This is a genomic window from Butyricicoccus faecihominis, from assembly GCF_014648015.1.
Lineage (GTDB): Bacteria > Bacillota > Clostridia > Oscillospirales > Butyricicoccaceae > Agathobaculum > Agathobaculum butyriciproducens.
Map to the genome: position 1 here is coordinate 91725 of NZ_BMQH01000002.1, position 19791 is coordinate 111515.

Here is a 19791-nt window from a genome sequence, read left to right on the forward strand (position 1 = left end):
ATGGATTATTTTAGCGTTATCCCTGCCGGTTTTCTGCTCTGCAGACCTCGGCTTTATGTATGCAGATGCATGCAGGAACACGATTTGTTTTATGCGGCCTGTGATCAATCAATCACGGCATCTATTGCTTGACCGGCAGGAGGTTTTAGCACGAATGAAAGAGAAAAGCACGATTCTGATCGTAGATGATTCCGAGCTGAATCGCACGATCTTAGCCGATATTCTTGGTGATGAATACAATTTTATCGAGGCGGAAAACGGCGCACGCGCGATCGAGCTGCTGCGGACGCACACCGATATCGACCTTATCCTGCTGGATATGGCATGCCGGAGATGAACGGCTTTGACGTGCTGACCGCGATGAACAACAACCGCCAGATCGAGGATATCCCGGTGGTGATGATCTCGGCGGAGAACGGCATCGAGCACATCGAGCGCGCGTATGACCTCGGCGTTACCGACTATATCAGCCGCCCGTTCGACCGCATGGTCGTGCGCCGCCGCGTGGTCAACGCGCTGATACTGGCCGCCAAGCAGAAGCGGCTGATGCGGCTTGCCGCCGAGCAGATTTATGAAAAAGAAAAGATCAGCGACCTGATGATCAATATCTTCAGCCATATTGTCGAGTTCCGCAACGGCGAGAGCGGCCCGCATGTGCTGCACATCCGCACCATTACCGAGGTGCTGCTGAGCCGTCTGGTGCAGAAGACCGACCGCTATTCGCTGACGCAGGAGGACATTCAGCTGATCTCGAGTGCGTCCGCGCTGCACGATATCGGCAAGGTCAGTATTCCGGATGAGATCATCAACAAGCCCGGCAAGCTGACAAAGGAAGAGTTTGAGATCATGAAGTCGCACACGACGGTCGGCGCGGATATCCTGCACGACCTGCCGTTCTCGAATGAGGAGCCGCTGCTCAAGACCGCGTATGAGATCGCGCGCTGGCACCATGAGCGCTACGACGGCCGCGGCTATCCGGACGGTCTGACCGGCGAGGAGATCCCGATTGCGGCGCAGGTCGTTTCGGTTGCCGATGTGTACGACGCGCTGACAAGCGTGCGCTGCTACAAGTCCGCGTATGACCACGAGACCGCCCTGCAGATGATCGTAAACGGCGAGTGCGGCACGTTCAATCCGCTGCTGCTTGAGTGCCTGCTCGATGCGTCGCTGCAGATCAGGGAGCGTCTGCGCGAGGCGAACGAGGGATATATGCACAGCACGGCGCGCACGCAGCAGCTTTCGACCGAAATGATGCTCAAGCAGGCGACGCCGCAGGTCGGGCGCTCGATTCAGGCGCTCGAGACCGAGCGTATCAAGACCGACTTCTTTGCCAAGCAGTCCTGCGGCATTCAGTTCGACTATGATGCGGCAACGCGCACCATCTCTGTGACGGACCACACGGATACGCTGCCGTTTGGCAGCCGTCTGTATGATGCGACGGATACGGAAAAATTCACGATCTTCAGCAAGGATGACCTTCACCGCCTGGAAAACGCGCTGTATGTTACCACGCGGGATGCTCCGGATGTCAGCATGCCGATCACCCTGCGGTTTCCGGAGGTCGGCTGGGAACACGAGTACATGCTCGCGGCCCGTGCGCTCTGGTCGAGTGACGCCAAGCCGCGGTATCTCGGCGCTGTCGGTCAGTTCCGCGAGATGCAGACCGATATCATGCTGCCGGAAATGGCGCTGCCGGATTCCGGCGCTGTCACCGGCAGGCAGCTTGCGGCTTCAATGGAGGGCATGAGCCGTATTTTTGATGTGGTGCGGCTGGTTGATCCGAAAAGGGGCGAAATCCTGCAGCTGAATGCGGACGGCACGTTCTCGGACCGCGTCCTGCCGTGCTCTCCGGTGTGGAATCACGGAAAAAGATGCAGCAGATGCATTTCCTGCCGCTGCATGGAGGACAAGACGCGCATGAGCAAGCTGGAGCTTACCGACGAGTGCGCGTATCAGCTGATTTCGCGCTATCTGGTCGTGGACGGACGCGAGTGCGTGCTCGAGCTGGGCAGCAGGCTCAGCGACAGCGTTTGGGTGACGAGCGGAGGGCGGCAGTTCCGGCTGGATGCCTCGCACGGAGAGGATTTTTATCTGGATCCGGTGACGGGCGCGTACGGGCGCCGCTACCTCGAGAATCAGCAGCCCGAGCTGGAAAAGGCGGAGGCACTGGCGGTGATCGACATTGACAACTTTAAGGAGATCAACGACGAATACGGCCACCTTGCGGGCGACGCGGTGCTGCGGCACGTTGCGAATGTCATTCTCGCGCGCGTCAACACAGCGGACACACTCGTCCGCTACGGCGGCGATGAATTTGTGCTGCTGCTGTCGCATATCCCGGCGGAGAAATTCCGTTCGACACTCGAGCACATTCGGGGAGCCGTGTACACAACTGAAATACCGCAGTACGAGAATATCCACCCGACCGTCAGCATCGGCGGTGTGTATCAGGCGCATCCGCTGCTCGAGGCCATCCGCCGGGCGGACAAGCTGATGTACTGGGCAAAGCAAAAGCGCAACGACGTACAGACCTGAGGAGGAGTACATACATGAATCTGGAAGAGTTTTACGCACAGATCGGCGGCGATTATGCGGACACGCTGCAGCGCCTGTGCAATGAGAACATGGTGAAAAAGTTCGTGAAGATGTATCAGGACGACCCGTCCTGCGCCGACCTGCACAACGCGGCCCTGCAGCAGGACTGGGAGGCTGCCTTCCGCGGTGCGCATACCCTCAAGGGCGTAGCGCAGAACCTTGGCTTTGAGCGGCTGTATCAGGTCAGCGCTGTGCTGACCGAGGCCATGAGAGGCAATAAGCCGCTCGAGGACAGGAGCCTGCTCGACGCCGTGGAGCAGCAGGATGCCGCAATCCGCAGAGCGATTTCGGAGCTTGAGTAAAAGCAAAGGACGAACTGTTGGTTCGTCCTTTTTTCTTGACTTTACCGGATAAAGTGGGTATCCTGAACTTAAGGTAATACCACATAATTGAACAAGAGCGATTTGCGTAAAGCGCCGCGGCAGCGCGACCGGAGCCTGCGCAAGGAGCCGCAGCTTTAATTATGTGGTATTGCCTCAAGTAAAGGAGGAAAAACCCATGCAGGTATTGGAAAACGAACGCTTTCGCGTGGAAATTAACGAATTCGGTGCCGAGCTGACCCGCTTTACGAGCAAAAAGGACGGCACGGAGTACATCTGGAAGGGCGATCCGGCGGCATGGAAACGCCATGCACCCATTCTGTTCCCAATCGTGGGACGGCTCAAGGACAAGACCTACACCGTGGACGGCAGGCCGTATGAGATCACGCAGCACGGCTTCGGGCGTGATCTGGAGTGGCAGGCACAGAAAATCAGCGGCACCTGTGCGGAATTCACGCTCACGCCGAGCGAGTACACGAAAAAGATGTATCCGTGGGATTTTATCTGCACCGTGCGCTATACACTGGATGGAAATGCGCTGAAAAAGGAGCATATCGTCAAGAATACGAGCGATTCCGTGATGTATTACGAGGTTGGCGGTCATGACGCCTACACGCTCTGCTGGGAGGACGGCGAGAAGATAACCGACTACTATGTGGAGTTTGAGGGCACGGACGCACTCAGCCGCATTGCAACCGACGAGAACGTCATGCTGACCGCCGACCGCGTTTCCGTTCCGCTGACCGACGGCAGACTGCCGATTTCCCGCGAGCTGTTTGCAAACGATGCGGTCATGACCGAGGGTCTGCCGTTCCGCACGGCGACCATTGCCAGCACGAAGAACCGCCGCCGTGTGACGATGGACTTCACCGACTTCGACTATTTCGCGGTGTGGAGCCCGTATAGGGATTTCGAGGTGCCGTTCGTCTGCCTCGAGCCGTGGAGCACCCTGCCGGACGGCAATCACCTTGACCATGCCATCGAGCACAAGCAGGGTATCCGCAAATTGCACCCGAACGAAAGCGAAACCCTGACGTTCACCACTATCATCGACGAGTAATGCACAGTCTGTGCATAAAAAAGAGGACTGCGTTTGCAGTCCTCTTTGCGTTACTCTGCGCTCGAAAGCATGAGTTTGATTCGGTTTTCCTGGTTAATTTTCGACGCGCCCGGGTCGTAATCCACTGCGACGATATTCGCCTGCGGGTAGACCTCGCGGATCTTTCGGATCATGCCCTTGCCCGCGATGTGGTTCGGCAGGCAGCCGAACGGCTGGGTGCAGACGATGTTGGTCACGCCTTCGCTGATCAGCTCGACCATTTCGGCGGGGAGCAGCCAGCCTTCGCCCATCTTGACGCCCTGACCGATAATGGCGTGCGACTTTTTGCGTACCTCGTCAAACGGCATCGGCGGACGGAAATGACCGTCTTTCTTCATCATTTTGATGATATCGGCCTGCTTGCCGAGCACAAACTGGTACACCATCTTGTAGACGGCGGCGGTTTTGCCGTTGCGGCTGTACAGCTCGTGGTCGATGACCGAGTTGTAGATGCAGTACAGGCAGAAGTCCATCAGACCGGGCAGCACTGGCTCGCAGCCTTCGCTGAGCAGGAATTCTTCCAGACGGTTGTTGCCGAGCGGCGAGAACTTGACGTAGATCTCACCGACAATGCCGACCAGCTTTTTCTTCTGCGTTTTATCCAGCTTCAGCTTGCCGAACACGGTCAGCACGAAACGGAACAGGTGCTTTACCTCGCCGTAGCGCACCATGCGCTCGCCGGTGAAGCGCCCCGTGACCGCGTCCATGCAGATGTCAATCGCCTTGTCGGTCGAGCCGGGCACGACCTCGTAGGGACGGCACTGGTTGGCGACCATCATAATCAGATCACCGATCAAAAGTGCATACGCCACCTGCACGAGCATGGTCTTGGTCAGCTTGAAGCCGGGGTTGCTCTCCAGACCGGAAAAGTTCAGCGAAATGACCGGAATAAAGCCGTAGCCGTTCTTTTCCAGTGCCTTGCGGAGCAGGTGGATATAGTTGGAGGCACGGCAGCCGCCGCCGGTCTGCGGCAGGATGAGCGCGATCTTGTGGATGTCGTATTTACCGGATTCGATCGCGTCCATCAGCTGACCGATGACCAGCAGGGCGGGGTAGCAGGTGTCGTTATGTACGTTGCGCAGACCCTGCTCCGCGATGTTCGGACCCTCGGTGTGCAGCAGCTCCATGTCGTAGCCGTAGTTTTTCATCAGGCGGCAGATGAGTCCAAGCTGCACGGGCAGCATGTTCGGTACCAGAATCTTATAGGTTTTTCGCATTTCCTCCGTGAACTGCGGGTAGGAATATGCGGGCGTTGCCTCAGGCGTTTTGCTGTTCTGCAAGCTTGCGTCCCTCCTCTACGGCGGCCAGCATACTGCGGATACGGATTTTTGCCGCACCGAGGTTGCTGATCTCGTCGATTTTCAGCTGTGTGTAAATTTTGCCGCCGTTTTCGCAGATGGCGCGCATCTCGTCGGTCGTGATGGCGTCAATGCCGCAGCCGAAGGACACCAGCTGGATAAGCTGGGCGTTCTCCTTCTGGGTGACGTACTTCGCTGCGCCGTACATGCGCGAGTGGTACGTCCACTGGTTGAGCACATGCACCTCGGGTGCATCGGTCAGCTGCCAGACCGCATCCTCGGACACGATGACCAGACCGAACGACGCGATCAGCTGGTCGATGCCGTGGTTGATCTCCGGGTCAACGTGGTACGGACGGCCTGCAATAACGGCAACGTCAAGGTCGTGCTCGTCCGCGTAGCGGATGGCGCGCTGACCCTCGATGCGAACGTCAATGTAGTATTCGTCCTGCGCCATGTATGCGTCCTCGACAGCGGCGATGACCTGCTTTTTCTTGATCTGCGGGTACTTGCCGCAGAAATACTTAACGGCGTGCTTAGTGAAGCGCTTTTTGTCCGCGAGTTCAAAGTACGGCATCATAAAGTCGAAGTCCGCAAGTGCGGAGACGTTCGCCTTCAAAAGCTCCGGATAGTAGGCAACGACCGGACAGTTGTAATGGTTGGTCGCGCGTTCCTCGTCCAGATTGTAGGTCATGCACGGATAGAAGATGGCATCGACGCCCTTTTCGAGCAGGTTCTCGATGTGGCCGTGCATCAGCTTTGCCGGATAGCAAACCGTATCGGACGGGATGGAATGCTGACCCTGCATGTACATATCGCGGGTGGAAACGTCGCTGAGGACGGTCTCGAAGCCGAGTTTACGCAGGAATGCCGTCCAGAACGGCAGCAGCTCGAAGTTGTTGAGACCGAACGGCAGACCGATTTTTGCAATCGGGTTTGCAATGCCGGACGGCTTACCGTAGCTTTTCAGCTTTTCCAGCTTCCATTTATAAAGGTTGGGCAGGTCGGCCTTTTTCGTGCCGCCGAGCGGACGCTCGCAGCGGTTGCCCGAAATGAAGCGGCGGCCGCCGCCGAAGTCGTTAATCGTCAGATTGCAGTGATTTTCGCACAGACCGCAGCGCGTGGAGCGCACGTTGTGCTCGAAGCCTGCGAGGATATCCGTGCCGATGAGCGTGGTGGTGTCGCGGCGGTTGTCCTTGGCGTGCAGTGCTGCGCCGTATGCGCCCATCAGACCCGAGATAGCCGGGCGGGTCACGTCGCGGCCGATTTCCTGCTCGAACGAGCGCAGGATGGCGTCATTGAGAAACGTGCCGCCCTGCACAACAATGTGCTGACCGAGGTCGTCCGGCGAGTGGGCGCGGATGACCTTGTACAGCGCGTTCTTGACAACGGATACCGACAGACCGGCGGAAATCGCGTCAATGCCCGCGCCGTCCTTCTGCGCCTGCTTGACGGACGAGTTCATGAACACCGTGCAGCGCGAACCCAAATCAATCGGGTGCTTTGCGAACAGACCCAGCTTGCAGAATTCCTCGATGGAGTAACCCATCGAGCGGGCAAACGTCTCGATGAACGAGCCGCAGCCGGACGAGCACGCCTCGTTGAGCGAAATATTGTCGATGCACTTGTTGCGGATTTTGAAGCACTTGATGTCCTGACCGCCAATGTCGATGATGAAATCAACATCCGGGCAGAAATGGCGCGCCGCGCGGAAGTGCGCGACCGTCTCGACCAGACCGAAATCCACGCCGAAGGCATTCTGGATGAGCGCTTCGCCGTAGCCGGTGACCGCCGAGGACACGATATGTACGCGGTCGCCGCACAGCTCGTACAGGCGGGTGAGCTGCTCGCGGATAACGTCCGCCGGATTGCCCTTGTTGGACTGGTAGTGGTGGAACAAAATCTGGTCGTCCTCACCGATGAGCACCAGCTTGGTCGTGGTCGAGCCGCAGTCGATGCCGAGATATGCGTCGCCCTCGTACATGGTGACGTTCTGCGTCATGACATCGTGCATGGCGTGACGGTTCTTGAATTCCTCGTACTGCTGCTCATCCTCGAACAGCGGCGGCAGGTAGTTGGCAACGACCGGAGCGTCTGCCGCCTTTTCAAGCGCCGCGAGCAGCGAATCGACCGTGTAGGTCTTCTGCGTGCCGCCTGCGTACTCCGCCGCGCCCGCCGCGATGGCATACGGCGCGAGAGCCGGGAAGTGCGCGTGCGCGTCATCCAGCTTCAGCGTCTCCTGAAAGCGCTTCTGCAGACCCTTGAAGAAGAACAGCGGGCCGCCGAGGAACAGCACATCGCCCTTGACCTCGCGGCCCTGCGCCAGACCGGCAATGGTCTGGTTGACGACCGCCTGGAAGATGGACGCGGCAACGTCCTCCTTGCGCGCGCCCTCGTTGAGCAGCGGCTGAATATCCGACTTGGCGAATACGCCGCAGCGGGACGCGATGGTGTAGATGCGCTCCGCGCCCTGTGCGAGTTCATCGAGCTCGGACGGCGTAACGTCCAGCAGGACCGCCATCTGGTCGATGAACGCGCCGGTGCCGCCCGCGCAGGAGCCGTTCATGCGCTCCTCCAGCTGACCGGTGAGGAATACGATCTTCGCGTCCTCGCCGCCCAGCTCAATGACAACATCGGCCTGCGGAACGTGCACGCCTACCGCCTTGCGGGTGGCGAACACCTCCTGTACAAAATCAATATCCGCGGCCTTCGCCACGCCTAAACCGGCCGAGCCGGTGATGGAACAGCGGAGCGGCGTGTCCTCGCCGATGAGCTCGCGCGCCGCGCGCACCAGCTCGACCGCCTTTTCACGCACCTTGGAAAAATGCCGTTCGTAGTGTTTGTGGATGATCTCTCCATCGCGCACAACGACGATCTTGACGGTCGTTGAGCCGATGTCGATTCCAACATTTACATTCATAATACCCTTGATCTCTCCCATAACAAAACAGAGCGCCGTTCAGGCAATAATAAGGTATCGCCCTGGCGCAAAGTGAATGCGGGTAAGTGCTGCCGTGCGTCAGCCTGAGAAGGCCATATGATGTGATAAATATGCAGGGCAAATTCTTACCTCTATTACTATAACGGTGCAAGCGGAAAATGTCAATGCGGCGATTTTCTCCTTGGATGCCGAAAATACCCCTTGACAAAGCCGGAAATTTTATATAAAATATACGGCGTAAGTGAATACATATCCTTATCGAGAGCGGTGGAGGGAACGGCCCTGTGAAACCCGGCAACCTGCGTTGTTTTGCAACGTAAGGTGCCAAATCCGGCGTAAGAATACGAAAGATGAGGGAGCAAAACGAACTTTTCGCTCCCGCTGAGGAGCGTTTTTTAATGCTCTGAAAATGAACTGGAGAAAGGAACTGATACTTAATGGCACATCATTTTTTCACCTCGGAATCGGTTACGGAAGGCCATCCCGATAAAATCTGCGACCAGATCTCGGACGCGATCCTTAACGAGATTTTAACGCAGGATCCGTATGCCCGCGTAGCCTGTGAGACCACCTGCACCACCGGTATGGTTCAGGTAATGGGCGAGATTTCCACTTCCTGCTATGTGGACATCCCGAAGGTTGTCCGCGACACGGTTCGTGAGATCGGCTACGACCGCGCGAAGTACGGCTTTGACTGCGACACCTGCGCTGTTCTGACCGCCATCGACGAGCAGTCCGCCGACATTGCACTCGGCGTTGACAACTCCCTTGAGAGCAAGGAGGGCGCCGCTGAGGCCGACCTCGCCATCGGCGCGGGCGATCAGGGCATGATGTTCGGCTATGCGTGCGATGAGACCAAGGAGCTTATGCCGCTGCCGATCTCTCTGGCGCACAAGCTGGCAAAGCGTCTGACCGAGGTACGCAAGAACGGTATGTTCGACTATCTGCGTCCGGACGGCAAGAGCCAGGTTACCGTAGAGTATGACGAGGACAATCAGCCCGTCCGCGTGGATACCGTTGTCATTTCCACCCAGCACAGCCCGGAGGTGTCCCTCGCGCAGATCCGCAAGGACATGATCGAGCAGGTGGTAAAGAAGGTCATTCCGTCCCATCTGCTGGATGAGAATACCAAGTATTTCATCAACCCGACCGGCCGTTTCGTCATCGGCGGCCCGCACGGCGACTCCGGTCTGACCGGCCGTAAGATCATCGTGGACACCTACGGCGGCATCGGCCGTCACGGCGGCGGCGCGTTCTCCGGCAAGGACCCGACCAAGGTGGACCGCTCGGGCGCGTATGCGGCTCGCTGGGTTGCGAAGAACATCGTTGCGGCAGGTCTTGCAAAGCGCTGCGAGATTCAGCTGGCGTATGCCATCGGCGTTGCCGAGCCGGTTTCCATCATGGTAGAGACCTTCGGCACCGGCGTTGTTGGCGACGATGTGCTTGAGAAGGCCGTAGAGAAGGTGTTCGACCTGCGTCCGGCGGCAATCATCGAGCAGCTTGACCTGCGCAAGCCGATCTACAAGCAGCTGGCAGCCTACGGCCACATGGGCCGCGAGGAGCTTGGCGTCAAGTGGGAGAATACCGATAAGGTTGAGGCGCTGAAGGCAGCGGTAAACGGTTAATTTGCGCTGAAATTGCATAGAGAAAGGCTCTGGAGCATATCCGGAGCCTTTTTTGTATCTCAAAATTTCGCGGCAGGGATTGACCGGGGCACGCGAACTGCGTAAGCGTGTTCGTCCTTTCCGGGCGGGAAGTTTTTCGCTGAGATTCAGCGGGGGATTCGCCGCCTGCGGACGGCGGGAACGTGCCGCGCCCCGCGGCGGGGATGACGCCGTACCCACGGCGGTGGGCAAAAAGGAAGGACAACCTGCGGTTTTCCTTCCTCTTTGAACTCCTACCTTTCCCTTGCTTCCTAATCTGGTGCAGACTTCCTATATGTGACCGCTTCGAAATAGGGGAACGGCAGAGGATTTTTTCTACCGTGTCTTTCGCAACCTGTTCGCAGGGTCAGATACCGGTCTGCTACACATGTGATTAAATCAACGCAGGCGCAACATGACCGTGTTGCGCAATTCGTGAGCGCGTTGTAATAGACAGCACCTGCGAAGATAAATAGTATCAAACGCCTAATCCGTAGGTGCTGTCCGGTATAACACGTTAAAGAGTTGCGCGACACGGGTATGTCGCGCCTGCGTGGATTTAACCGTATGTGTAGCAGTACGCTATCTGTGAACTGCGAAAAGGCGGAGAAAGACACGCTGCGGTAACCCGACTGCCGTTCCCTTTTTTCGCAGCGGTCACATGTCGGCAATCTGCGCCAGACTATCCAAGGGAAAGGGGTGATTCACAAGAGGGTGGAAACCGCAGGTGTCTACCCTCTTGTGCGCCCGCGCGGCGTCAGCGCAACTCCCCGCTGAGGTTCAGCGAAAAACTCCCCGCCCGGATAGGGTGAACCGCGTGCACGGTTCAAGTACCCCGCTGGGTCGGTGCTGAAAAAGGCTGCCGCCCGGATAGGGTGAACCGCGTGCGCGGTTCAAGTACCCCGCTCAGCCGGTGCTGAAAAAGGCTGCTTCCCGGATAGGGCGTAGCGCTACGCGCCTCGTGTACCCCGCACAGCCGATGCAGGGAAATTGGCTCACATATCTCGCGTGATCTGCTTGAATCGAATCAAAAACAGCGTTGTCGTTGTAGCCGCGGCTAATAAATCCGCGACCGGCTCTGCGAGGAACACGGCGAACAGCTTATCCGCGAAAAAGTGCGGCAGGATTAAAATAAACGGTATCAGCAGGAAAACCTTGCGCTCGAGCGCGAGAAAAAGCGAGATACGCGCCTCGCCGAGCGCCACAAACGACTGCTGGAATCCGGTCTGGAACGCATTGGTAAATCCGAGCGCGAAGTAGACGCGCAGCGCCCAGACGGTGCGTTCGACCAGCTCCTCATCCGAGGTAAACAGGTGCACGACCGTATGCGGGAACAGCTGTACAGCCGCCCAGATCGAAAACGCGAACACGAACGCCGCCGCAAGATTCAACTGCACGACTTTCTTCATGCGGTCGGGCCGCTTCGCGCCGCAGGCGTAGCTGAGGATGGGCTGCGCGCCCTGCGCCAGACCGGTCAGCGGCAGCTGCACCATTTGCGCCACCGAGGTCAGGATGGTCATTGCGCCGACGGCTGCGTCGCCGCCGTACTTCTGCAGCGATACGTTGAACGCAATGGTGAGCAGGCTTTCTGTTGACTGCATGACAAACGGGGACGCGCCCAGACCGACCGCGGACGCCAGAAGCGGTCGGTCAATGCGGAAATACGCGCGTTTTAAGCGCAGAACCGTCTGTTTTCCGGTCAGAAACCGCAGAACCCATGCCGCAGACACCGCCTGCGAGATAATTGTCGCTACAGCCGCGCCGCGCACGCCCATGCGGAACACGAAGATGAACAGCGGGTCAAGCGCGGTGTTGAGCACCGCGCCGATAACGACCGTTTTCATCGCCACCGAGGAGCGGCCCTGCGCGGTGATGAAGCCGTTCAGACCGAGCGATGTCATCACGAAAACCGTGCCGAGAACGTAGAGGTTGAGGTACTGCATCGCGTAGGGCAGGGTGTCGGCAGATGCGCCGAACAGGCGGAGCAGCGGTGCCTGAAACAGCAGGAAAAGTGCTGTCAGCACGAGTGCAAGCGCCCAGAGTGCCGCCGTACACGTTCCGAGAATGCGTTCCGCGCGGTCGTGCTCCCTTGCACCGAGCGCGATAGACGCCCGCGGTGCGCCGCCCATGCCGATCAGCGCCGCGAATGCGGAAATGAGCGTGATGACAGGGAAGGTGACGCCCATGCCGGTCAGCGCCAGCTTGCCCTCGAGCGGGATGCGTCCGATGTAAATGCGGTCTACGATGCTGTACAGCAGGTTGACAACCTGTGCCGTGATGGTCGGCAATGCCAGCCGAAACAGCAGCGGCCCTACGGGTGCTGTGCCGAGGGTCGCTGTCTGCTGGTTCTGTTGTTCACTCATGCCTTGCTGTCCTCACGGATGAGCACGCGGATCGCCTCCACGGCGGCTTTTACGCCGCGCTCGGTGGCGTCAGGCGGGATGGCGGGAGCGTCATCATTGTCCGCGTTCCACAGCACGTTGAGCACCGCGCCGCACCGAACGTGCAGCACCTGAGCGACGATCATGAGCGCGGCTGTCTCCATCTCGCTGGTGAGCGCGCCTGCCGCCTTCCATGCCTTCCACTTGGCGGTCAGCTCGTCCGCAATGGGCATCTGCGCGGGACGGATCTCGCCGTAAAAGCTGTCCTTGGACTGGATTACGCCCGTGTGATACGGGAAGCCGAGCGCCTGCGCCGCCTCATGCAGTGCGGAAACAACGGAAAAATCCGCGACTGCCGGGAACTCGATGGGGAGGTACTCGCGGCTCGTGCCCTCCTGACGGATGGCGCCGGTGGCAATGACGATATCGCCGCCCTTTACCTTGTCCACAATGCCGCCGGACGTGCCGACACGGATGAACGTGTCCGCGCCGCACTCGACCAGCTCCTCCATGGCGATGGCAGCCGACGGACCGCCGATGCCGGTCGAGCATACCGCAACCGGAACGCCGTCCAGAGAGCCTGTCCACAGCGTGTACTCGCGGTTGTGCGCGATCTGCTTCGGGTCGTCGAAATACTGCGCGATCTTCTCGCACCGCGCCGGGTCACCGGGCAGAATGACGTACCGCCCGATATCGCCCTTGGTGATCTGAATGTGCATCTGTCTGCCGTCTATCAACATACGATTTCACCCTCCCGTTCTACCGTTCTGATGTTTTTCTCCACCTTGCTGCGCGGCAGCATGACCTCGTGCCCGCAGCCGAGGCATTTCAGCTTGAAATCCATACCGATACGCAGCACCTGCCACTGCTTGCTGCCGCACGGGTGCTGTTTTTTCATGGTAAGAATGTCGTTTACCTGTATATCCATTGGGTTCACTTCCTTTGTTGGGGGCAATACCGCTATGCGGTGTTACCTTTATTATCATAGTATAGTGTATATGTAAGACTGTTCAGATTCGCTCTAAAAGGCACACGCAGTGCGCGGCAATGCCTTGTTTGGAGCCGGTAAAGCCCAGTCCCTCCTCGGTGGTGGCTTTGACCGAAACCTGCTCGACCGCGCAGCCGATGGCGGCGGCAAGGTTCTCGCGCATCTGCAGAATGTGCGGCGCGAGCTTGGGCGCCTGTGCGAGCACGGTCGCATCCAAATTGCCGAGCTGCCAGCCGCTTTCGCGCACGAGTGCGGCAACGTGCCGCAGCAGCGCGATGCTGTCCGCGCCCTTGTAGCGCGGGTCGGTGTCCGGGAAGTGCCCCCCGATGTCACCGAGCGCGAGTGCGCCGAGCAGGGAATCCATGACGGCATGCGTGAGCACGTCCGCGTCCGAGTGACCGTCCAGACCAAGCTCAAACGGAATGTTCACACCGCCGATGATGCACGGTCTGCCGGAGACCAGTCTGTGTACGTCGTAACCGTGTCCGATGCGCATATCACTTGACCTCCCTTGTGAGGAGCGCTTCTGCAACGAGAATGTCCTCCGGCGTGGTGATTTTAATGTTCTGGTAGCTGCCGTGGGTCGCCTTGACGATGGTGCCGAGCGACTCGACAGCCGCGCAGTCGTCGGTGAAGCTGTAGCCGCGCTCGGCCGCCGAGGTCAGCGCACGGCGGAGCAGGTCCTTGCGGAATACCTGCGGGGTCTGCACCGCGGCAAGCGTGTCGCGGGCGACATCGGCGGCGATATTGCCGTTTTCGATGCGCTTGATGCTGTCCTTGACCGGAACGACCGGCGCGGCAGCACCGCACGCGGCGGCGGTGGTAACCGCCTCGGTAATAACGGCCTCGGAGACGAGCGGGCGGGCGCCGTCGTGTACGGCAACAAGCACGGCATTTTCCGGTGCGGCCGTGATGCCCGCGAGAACGGATTCCGTGCGGGTCTCGCCGCCGCGCGTCACCGTGCACAGCTTGTCAATGGAGAAGGCCTTCGCCAGCTCGGTATAGGGCATGATGTCCTGCTCGCGGCAGACGAGCACGATATCGCGGATGGCGGCGCATTTCTGGAAGGCGGAAAGCGTGCGTGCGAGGACGGGTACGCCGTCAATCTCGAGCAGCAGCTTGTTTTCGCCGCCCATGCGGCGGGAGGAGCCTGCCGCTACGATAACAGCGCATACGGCGGGGAGATCAGTTTTTTTTCTGCGTTTTCCCAGCATAATTGTTCGGTCCTTTCTATCAAAAGGCTTTGTGAGCCTTTTGGTTCGTTTGGATAAATCTTTGTACCGTTATTTTACACGATTTCGGCAAAATTTACAAGGGTTGTGAGAATTTATCGTAGGGCGGAGCACTCCGGAGCGGCTTCATCTGCAACGATTATCCCGCAGGGGAGCACAGTGTGCTCCCGAACAACGTAAAATCGAACGTGTTGTGGGCGAACATTGTTCGCTCCTGCGGTTATGCGCGTGCATGTGGGTTGCATGCGGCGACCATCAATCCAGCGAGCAACAGCCACCCGCCAAATCCCGACTTCCACAGGAGGACACCGCCCGCAAGGAGAACGAGAACGGACACGCCCGCAATCTCGTTCAGCAGGCGTGTAAACCGCCCGTCCGCGAGGTGCCGGAGCGCCATGCCGCCGTCGAGCGGGGGCACAGGCAGCAGGTTGAACAGCCCGAGCAGGGCACTCGCGCCGGCAAGCCGGTACGCGCCGAGCGGGTTCGCCAGTGCGGTGAGCGCAAAGCTGGCCGCCGGTCCGGCGAGGCAGATGGCGGCGCGCGAAAACGGCGATGGCGGCAGGCTGCACCGCAGGACAGCGCCGCAGGCGGTCAGGCACAGGGCATGCACCGTGCCGCCGGACAGACGAATGACGAAAAGGTGTCCGCACTCGTGTACAGCCGCCGCCAGCAGGAAAATGGGCAGCACACCGCTCTCATCCGCGCACCAGAGCGCAGCCATGAGCACAAGAAAGCCGTCGCGGACCTGAATCCGGCTCACAGTGCGAGATAGTCGGCGGGATCGAGCGCCGCGCCGTTGTGCCACAGCTCGAGGTGCAGGTGCGGACCGGTGGCGTTGCCGGTCTGACCGACCTGGGCGATCTGCTCGCCGCAGGTCACTTTATCACCGACTTTGGCGGAAATGCTGCTGCAGTGCGCGTATAGGGTTGCAAAACCGTCCGCGTGATCGACAATGACGTACAGGCCGTAGCCGGATTCGCCGGTCTCGCGCACCGTGCCGTCCGCGAAGGCGGTGATGGGCGTGCCCTCGTCCGCGGCAAGGTCAAGCCCGTAGTGGAAGCCCGGCTGACCGGTGATGGGACTGAGCCTGCTGCCGAAAGAGGACGTCAGCGTGCCGGAAGCCGGCGTGGCGTGCTCGAACTCCATCGGATAGACGGTCTGGTCAACCGTGTCGGGGAACAGGGTCTGGTCGCGGTCCAAAATATCGTCCGCACCGCCGGAGGATTCCGCAGGAACGGTATCTGCGGGCATGGCAGAGCCGCCGAATACCGCGAGAACATGGTCTGCGTTTGCCGCGCCGGACAGGGCGGAAGCCGCCTTTTCGCGCACGGTCTGCGCGAAGGGGATATCGGCGTACTTTATCACACCGGCAGCGAGAACCAGCGTTACGATGAATAACAGTCCTTTTCCGTGGCGTTTTTCGGTCATGGGGTACCCTCCTTGAAATGTTGCACAGATTGAATGAACACCGCAGGGCGGGGCACCCCGCCCTACGAATATCTTATGAATAGCGAAGATAGTCTATGATGTTCTCAGCGTGAGAAAAATTTTGCGGGCTCTCCCTGCAAAAACGGCGGCAGGATGGAAGTAATTTGCAGGAATCCTTGCAGGGCGGACAAGTGTTCTTGTGAGAAGATACAAAAAACGTAAAGTTACTCAAAAGATAATCAGTAGATTATCTGAAATTGTATTCTCAGCGCAAAAAAAGTGAGCCGAAATGCGGAAATGGTAGTATAATGTGAAGCATAATCCAAGACACCCGATAGGGTATGCCGATTCGGGGGAAACAAAGGAGAAGATTTCACCATGAAGAAAACACTCAGTATGCTTCTTGCCGGCGCTATGCTGGCTACGGCGCTGACCGGCTGCGGCGGCTCCGCTTCGAGCAGCTCCGATGCGCAGAACAGCGGCTCCGACAGCACCGCTTCCGGCACTGCCTTCAAGATTGGCGGCACCGGCCCGCTGACCGGCGCGGCTGCTATTTACGGCAATGCTGCAAAGAACGGCGCGCAGATCGCTGTTGACGAGATCAACGCTGAGGGCGGCGATATTCAGTTCGAGCTGAACTATCAGGACGATGAGCACGACGCCGAGAAGGCTGTCAACGCCTACAACACCCTGAAAGACTGGGGCATGCAGCTGTCCCTCGGCTCCGTAACCTCCAAGCCGTGCGAGGCTACCGCCGCTGAGAACTACAGCGACCGCATTTTCGCGCTGACCCCGTCCGCATCCTCCGTTGCAGTAACCGAGGGCAAGGACAACGTATTCCAGATGTGCTTTATGGACCCGAACCAGGGCACCGCATCCGCGCAGTACATTGCAGAGCAGAAGCTCGGCACCAAGGTTGCGATCATCTGGAAGAACGATGACGTTTACTCCACCGGCATTCACGACAAGTTCGTAGAAGAGGCAAAGGCCAAGGGCCTCGAGGTCGTTTCCGACAAGACCTTCACCGATGCTTCTGCTAACGACTTCTCCGTTCAGCTGAACGATGCAAAGAGCAAGGGCGCTGACCTGGTATTCCTGCCGATGTACTATCAGCCGGCATCCCTGATCCTGACGCAGGCAAACAGCATGGGCTACAAGCCGAAGTTCTTCGGCGTAGACGGCATGGACGGCATCCTGACCATGGAAGGCTTTGATCCCAAGCTGGCCGAGGGCGTTATGCTGCTGACCCCGTTCAACGCAGACGCAACCGACGAAAAGACCGCTTCCTTCGTTAAGAAGTACAAGGATCAGTTCGGCGAAACCCCGAACCAGTTCGCAGCCGACGCTTACGACTGTGTTTACGCTTACAAGCAGGCACTCGAGAATGCAGGCGCTACGCCGGATATGTCCGCTGAGGACCTGTGCGACAAGATGATCGAGCAGTTCACCTCCATGACCTTTGACGGCCTGACCGGCGAGGGCATGACCTGGGATGAGACCGGTGCCGTATCCAAGTCCCCGAAGGGCATGGTTATCGAGAACGGCGCTTACGTTGGTATGTAAGACCCTCTAAGGGGGACTCTGTCCCCCTTAGATACCAAAAAAGTTCCGAAGAAACTTTTTTGGATATCCCCCTCGCCTTTGCACGGCAAAGGTGTCGCGCCGCGATGGCGCGGGCAGCGGTGTCCCGGACGGGCAAAGCTCGCCCGGGACATATTAAGAACGCAAGGGCGAGTGAAGGAGGTCTGGAAGCAGTCCTCCTTTACGCCTATTATAAAGAGGTATCATCCACCGAAAGTTATGGGGTGGGGCGGTGGCTTGACCATTGCCGAACCACTGCCCCATTTCATAAACAGGAGAAATAAAGATTTGAGGTGTTCCAAACCATGAGCTTTTTGAATCATTTGATCAGCGGCATCAGTCTGGGCAGCATCTACGCCATCATCGCACTCGGCTACACGATGGTTTACGGCATTGCAAAAATGCTGAACTTCGCGCACGGCGATGTTATCATGGTAGGCGGCTACATGTGCTTCTGCGCTACCACCTATCTCGGCTGGCCGGCGTGGATGGGCGTTGTGCTGGCTGTTATTGTCTGCACCGCGCTCGGTGTTGTTATTGAGAGACTTGCCTACAAGCCGCTGCGTATGGCGCCGTCGCTGGCGGTGCTGATCACAGCCATCGGCGTTTCGTACTTCCTGCAGAATGCGGCGCTGCTGATCTGGTCCTCCAACCCGAAGACCTTTACCTCGGTCGTTACCGGCGATGCGCTCAGCCTGTTCGGCGGTCAGCTGCAGATCTCCAAGGTGACGCTCGTTGCCATTGCGGCGTGCGTTGTCATCATGGTCGCTCTGATGCTGTTCACCGGCAAGAGCAAGGTCGGCACGGCGATGCGTGCGGTTTCTGAGGACAAGGGCGCGGCCCAGCTGATGGGCATCAACGTCAACACGACCATTTCCATCACCTTTGCGATCGGCTCGGGTCTTGCCGCTATCGCGGGCGTACTGCTGTGCTCCGCGTACCCGACCCTGATGCCGACCACCGGCTCGCTGCCGGGCATCAAGGCATTCACCGCTGCCGTATTCGGCGGCATCGGCTCGATTCCGGGCGCGTTCATCGGCGGCATTCTGCTCGGCATCATCGAGATTTTCGCCAAGGCGTACATTTCCACGCAGCTGTCGGACGCGATCGTGTTCGCGGTGCTCATCGTGGTGCTGCTGGTCAAGCCGGACGGCCTGCTCGGCAAGCATGTGAGCGAAAAGGTTTAAGGGGGCAGTCATATGAACAAGTTAAAATCCTATGCTGCGTCCAAGCGCGGACGTGACACGCTGCTGTGCTTCGGCATTGTCATTATTGCGTACATCATCGTGCAGGCAGCCATCGCGGGCGGCGGCATCTCCAGCCAGATCAAGGGTCTGCTCGTGCCGATCTGCTCGTATGTTGTCATGGCGATCTCGCTCAACCTGACCGTCGGCATCCTCGGTGAGCTGTCGCTCGGCCATGCGGGCTTTATGTCGGTCGGCGCGTTTGCGGGCATTGTCATCACCACCTGTCTGGCGGATGCGATTCCGCTTGCACCGCTGCGTCTGGCGGTCGCCATGGTCGTTGCCGGACTGTTTGCGGCGATTGCGGGTGTTATCGTCGGCGTGCCGGTACTGCGCCTCAAGGGCGACTACCTCGCCATCGTAACTCTCGCCTTCGGTGAGATCATCAAAAACATTGTAAACGTTATGTATCTCGGTCTGGATGATGCCGGTCTGCATTTCAGCCTGGTCAACCAGAATTTCCAGCTGGGCGACGGCGGCAAGATGATCATCAACGGCCCGATCGGCGTATCCGGCGTCACCAAGATCTCCACCTTCACCTCGGGCGTTGTGCTCATCCTCGTTACGCTGTTCTTCGTGCTGAACTTTGTAAACAGCCGCACGGGACGTGCTGTTATGGCGGTGCGCGACAACAAGATCGCCGCTGACTCCATCGGCATCTCCACCTCGCACTACAAGCTGCTCGCGTTCGTGGTCTCCGCGGCGTTCGCCGGCATGGCGGGCACGCTGTACGCGATGAACTTCTCCACCGTTACCGCTGCCAAGTTTGACTTCAACACCTCCATTCTGGTGCTCGTATTCGTCGTTCTCGGCGGTCTGGGCAACATCTGGGGCTCGATTATCGCCGCAACGCTGCTGACGCTGCTGCCCGAGCTGCTGCGCGGTCTGAGCAACTACCGTATGCTCATCTACGCGATCCTGCTGATTGCAATGATGCTGTTCAACAACTCCTCCTTCAAGGTTTGCCTGCTGGAGAAGCGCGCAATGCGTCAGATGGAAAAGGCCGAAAAGGCCGGCGGCAAGAAGGAGGGTGTGTAAGCC

The 19791-nt window shown here is 58.7% G+C and carries 17 protein-coding genes and 1 riboswitch; of the genes, 8 read left to right on the forward strand and 9 right to left on the reverse strand.

All coding sequences use genetic code 11. The features are described from left to right. Positions 1 to 154 precede the first annotated feature (154 nt). The 4 genes from IEY11_RS15140 (at position 155) to IEY11_RS02070 (ending at position 3975) form a co-directional block, all read left to right on the forward strand. Positions 155 to 337, forward strand: a complete 183-nt coding sequence (locus IEY11_RS15140) for a response regulator (RefSeq protein WP_330600720.1) — start codon at positions 155 to 157, stop codon at positions 335 to 337. Further along, positions 325 to 2535 (forward strand): GGDEF/HDGYP domain-containing response regulator, encoded by a 2211-nt coding sequence (locus IEY11_RS15145; RefSeq protein ID WP_330600721.1) that lies wholly within the window; start codon positions 325 to 327, stop codon positions 2533 to 2535. Before IEY11_RS15140 ends, IEY11_RS15145 begins: the two co-directional genes overlap by 13 nt. A 14-nt stretch (positions 2536 to 2549) precedes the next feature. Beyond that, positions 2550 to 2897, forward strand: a complete 348-nt coding sequence (locus IEY11_RS02065) for an Hpt domain-containing protein (RefSeq protein ID WP_188885614.1) — start codon at positions 2550 to 2552, stop codon at positions 2895 to 2897. A 196-nt stretch (positions 2898 to 3093) separates the two neighbouring features. Then, entirely contained in the window at positions 3094 to 3975 is an 882-nt protein-coding gene (locus tag IEY11_RS02070; RefSeq protein ID WP_188885615.1) for an aldose 1-epimerase family protein, read from the forward strand. A 50-nt stretch (positions 3976 to 4025) separates the two neighbouring features. On the opposite strand, the gene IEY11_RS15035 is transcribed toward IEY11_RS02070, so the two are convergent. Both IEY11_RS15035 and IEY11_RS02080 read right to left on the reverse strand, forming a co-directional pair. Continuing rightward, positions 4026 to 5294, reverse strand: a complete 1269-nt coding sequence (locus tag IEY11_RS15035) for a 2-hydroxyacyl-CoA dehydratase (protein ID WP_308743845.1) — start codon at positions 5292 to 5294, stop codon at positions 4026 to 4028. Then, positions 5272 to 8232, reverse strand: a complete 2961-nt coding sequence (locus IEY11_RS02080; protein ID WP_188885774.1) for an acyl-CoA dehydratase activase — start codon at positions 8230 to 8232, stop codon at positions 5272 to 5274. The genes IEY11_RS15035 and IEY11_RS02080 overlap by 23 nt, the downstream gene beginning before the upstream one ends. 273 nt (positions 8233 to 8505) lie before the next feature. Next, a riboswitch (SAM riboswitch) is annotated at positions 8506 to 8610 on the forward strand. 80 nt (positions 8611 to 8690) lie between these two features. Between IEY11_RS02080 and metK the strand changes: the two genes are divergently transcribed. Next, complete coding sequence (gene metK, locus IEY11_RS02085) at positions 8691 to 9878, forward strand: methionine adenosyltransferase (RefSeq protein WP_188885616.1); 1188 nt, start codon at positions 8691 to 8693, stop codon at positions 9876 to 9878. A 1013-nt stretch (positions 9879 to 10891) separates the two neighbouring features. Here the strand turns inward: metK and IEY11_RS02090 are convergent. From IEY11_RS02090 to IEY11_RS02120, 7 genes are all read right to left on the reverse strand, one after another. Then, the gene (locus IEY11_RS02090) at positions 10892 to 12259 is read right to left on the reverse strand and encodes an MATE family efflux transporter (RefSeq protein ID WP_188885617.1); all 1368 of its coding nucleotides are present in this window, start codon (positions 12257 to 12259) and stop codon (positions 10892 to 10894) included. Continuing rightward, on the reverse strand, positions 12256 to 13017 hold the full coding sequence (gene udp, locus IEY11_RS02095; RefSeq protein ID WP_110435086.1) for a uridine phosphorylase: 762 nt from the start codon (positions 13015 to 13017) through the stop codon (positions 12256 to 12258). The genes IEY11_RS02090 and udp overlap by 4 nt, the downstream gene beginning before the upstream one ends. Then, entirely contained in the window at positions 13011 to 13205 is a 195-nt protein-coding gene (locus IEY11_RS02100) for a DUF951 domain-containing protein (protein ID WP_188885618.1), read from the reverse strand. The genes udp and IEY11_RS02100 overlap by 7 nt, the downstream gene beginning before the upstream one ends. 82 nt (positions 13206 to 13287) lie before the next feature. Next, on the reverse strand, positions 13288 to 13761 hold the full coding sequence (gene ispF / locus IEY11_RS02105) for a 2-C-methyl-D-erythritol 2,4-cyclodiphosphate synthase (RefSeq protein ID WP_118360806.1): 474 nt from the start codon (positions 13759 to 13761) through the stop codon (positions 13288 to 13290). A gap of 1 nt (position 13762) precedes the next feature. Then, a complete protein-coding gene (gene ispD, locus IEY11_RS02110; protein ID WP_118668118.1) occupies positions 13763 to 14479 on the reverse strand; it encodes a 2-C-methyl-D-erythritol 4-phosphate cytidylyltransferase in 717 nt (238 codons plus the stop codon). Positions 14480 to 14717: 238 nt separating this feature from the next. Further along, entirely contained in the window at positions 14718 to 15257 is a 540-nt protein-coding gene (locus IEY11_RS02115) for a site-2 protease family protein (protein ID WP_188885619.1), read from the reverse strand. Further along, on the reverse strand, positions 15254 to 15925 hold the full coding sequence (locus tag IEY11_RS02120; RefSeq protein WP_188885620.1) for a M23 family metallopeptidase: 672 nt from the start codon (positions 15923 to 15925) through the stop codon (positions 15254 to 15256). The genes IEY11_RS02115 and IEY11_RS02120 overlap by 4 nt, the downstream gene beginning before the upstream one ends. Positions 15926 to 16303: 378 nt before the next feature. Between IEY11_RS02120 and IEY11_RS02125 the strand changes: the two genes are divergently transcribed. From IEY11_RS02125 to IEY11_RS02135, 3 genes are all read left to right on the forward strand, one after another. Further along, positions 16304 to 17488, forward strand: a complete 1185-nt coding sequence (locus IEY11_RS02125; protein WP_188885621.1) for an ABC transporter substrate-binding protein — start codon at positions 16304 to 16306, stop codon at positions 17486 to 17488. A gap of 323 nt (positions 17489 to 17811) precedes the next feature. Then, a complete protein-coding gene (locus IEY11_RS02130) occupies positions 17812 to 18693 on the forward strand; it encodes a branched-chain amino acid ABC transporter permease (protein ID WP_188885622.1) in 882 nt (293 codons plus the stop codon). A 12-nt stretch (positions 18694 to 18705) separates the two neighbouring features. Further along, a complete protein-coding gene (locus IEY11_RS02135) occupies positions 18706 to 19788 on the forward strand; it encodes a branched-chain amino acid ABC transporter permease (protein ID WP_188885623.1) in 1083 nt (360 codons plus the stop codon). Positions 19789 to 19791 lie beyond the last annotated feature (3 nt).

What these genes read in the sequence shown, in the direction of transcription:
- IEY11_RS15140 (WP_330600720.1), top strand. Translation starts at nt 155, where the DNA reads ATGAAAGAGAAAAGCACGATTCTGATCGTAGATGATTCCGAGCTGAAT.
- IEY11_RS15145 (WP_330600721.1), top strand. Translation starts at nt 325, where the DNA reads ATGCCGGAGATGAACGGCTTTGACGTGCTGACCGCGATGAACAACAAC.
- IEY11_RS02065 (WP_188885614.1), top strand. Translation starts at nt 2,550, where the DNA reads ATGAATCTGGAAGAGTTTTACGCACAGATCGGCGGCGATTATGCGGAC.
- IEY11_RS02070 (WP_188885615.1), top strand. Translation starts at nt 3,094, where the DNA reads ATGCAGGTATTGGAAAACGAACGCTTTCGCGTGGAAATTAACGAATTC.
- IEY11_RS02080 (WP_188885774.1), bottom strand. Translation starts at nt 8,232, where the DNA reads ATGAATGTAAATGTTGGAATCGACATCGGCTCAACGACCGTCAAGATC.
- metK (WP_188885616.1), top strand. Translation starts at nt 8,691, where the DNA reads ATGGCACATCATTTTTTCACCTCGGAATCGGTTACGGAAGGCCATCCC.
- IEY11_RS02090 (WP_188885617.1), bottom strand. Translation starts at nt 12,259, where the DNA reads ATGAGTGAACAACAGAACCAGCAGACAGCGACCCTCGGCACAGCACCC.
- udp (WP_110435086.1), bottom strand. Translation starts at nt 13,017, where the DNA reads ATGTTGATAGACGGCAGACAGATGCACATTCAGATCACCAAGGGCGAT.
- IEY11_RS02100 (WP_188885618.1), bottom strand. Translation starts at nt 13,205, where the DNA reads ATGGATATACAGGTAAACGACATTCTTACCATGAAAAAACAGCACCCG.
- ispF (WP_118360806.1), bottom strand. Translation starts at nt 13,761, where the DNA reads ATGCGCATCGGACACGGTTACGACGTACACAGACTGGTCTCCGGCAGA.
- ispD (WP_118668118.1), bottom strand. Translation starts at nt 14,479, where the DNA reads ATGCTGGGAAAACGCAGAAAAAAAACTGATCTCCCCGCCGTATGCGCT.
- IEY11_RS02120 (WP_188885620.1), bottom strand. Translation starts at nt 15,925, where the DNA reads ATGACCGAAAAACGCCACGGAAAAGGACTGTTATTCATCGTAACGCTG.
- IEY11_RS02125 (WP_188885621.1), top strand. Translation starts at nt 16,304, where the DNA reads ATGAAGAAAACACTCAGTATGCTTCTTGCCGGCGCTATGCTGGCTACG.
- IEY11_RS02130 (WP_188885622.1), top strand. Translation starts at nt 17,812, where the DNA reads ATGAGCTTTTTGAATCATTTGATCAGCGGCATCAGTCTGGGCAGCATC.
- IEY11_RS02135 (WP_188885623.1), top strand. Translation starts at nt 18,706, where the DNA reads ATGAACAAGTTAAAATCCTATGCTGCGTCCAAGCGCGGACGTGACACG.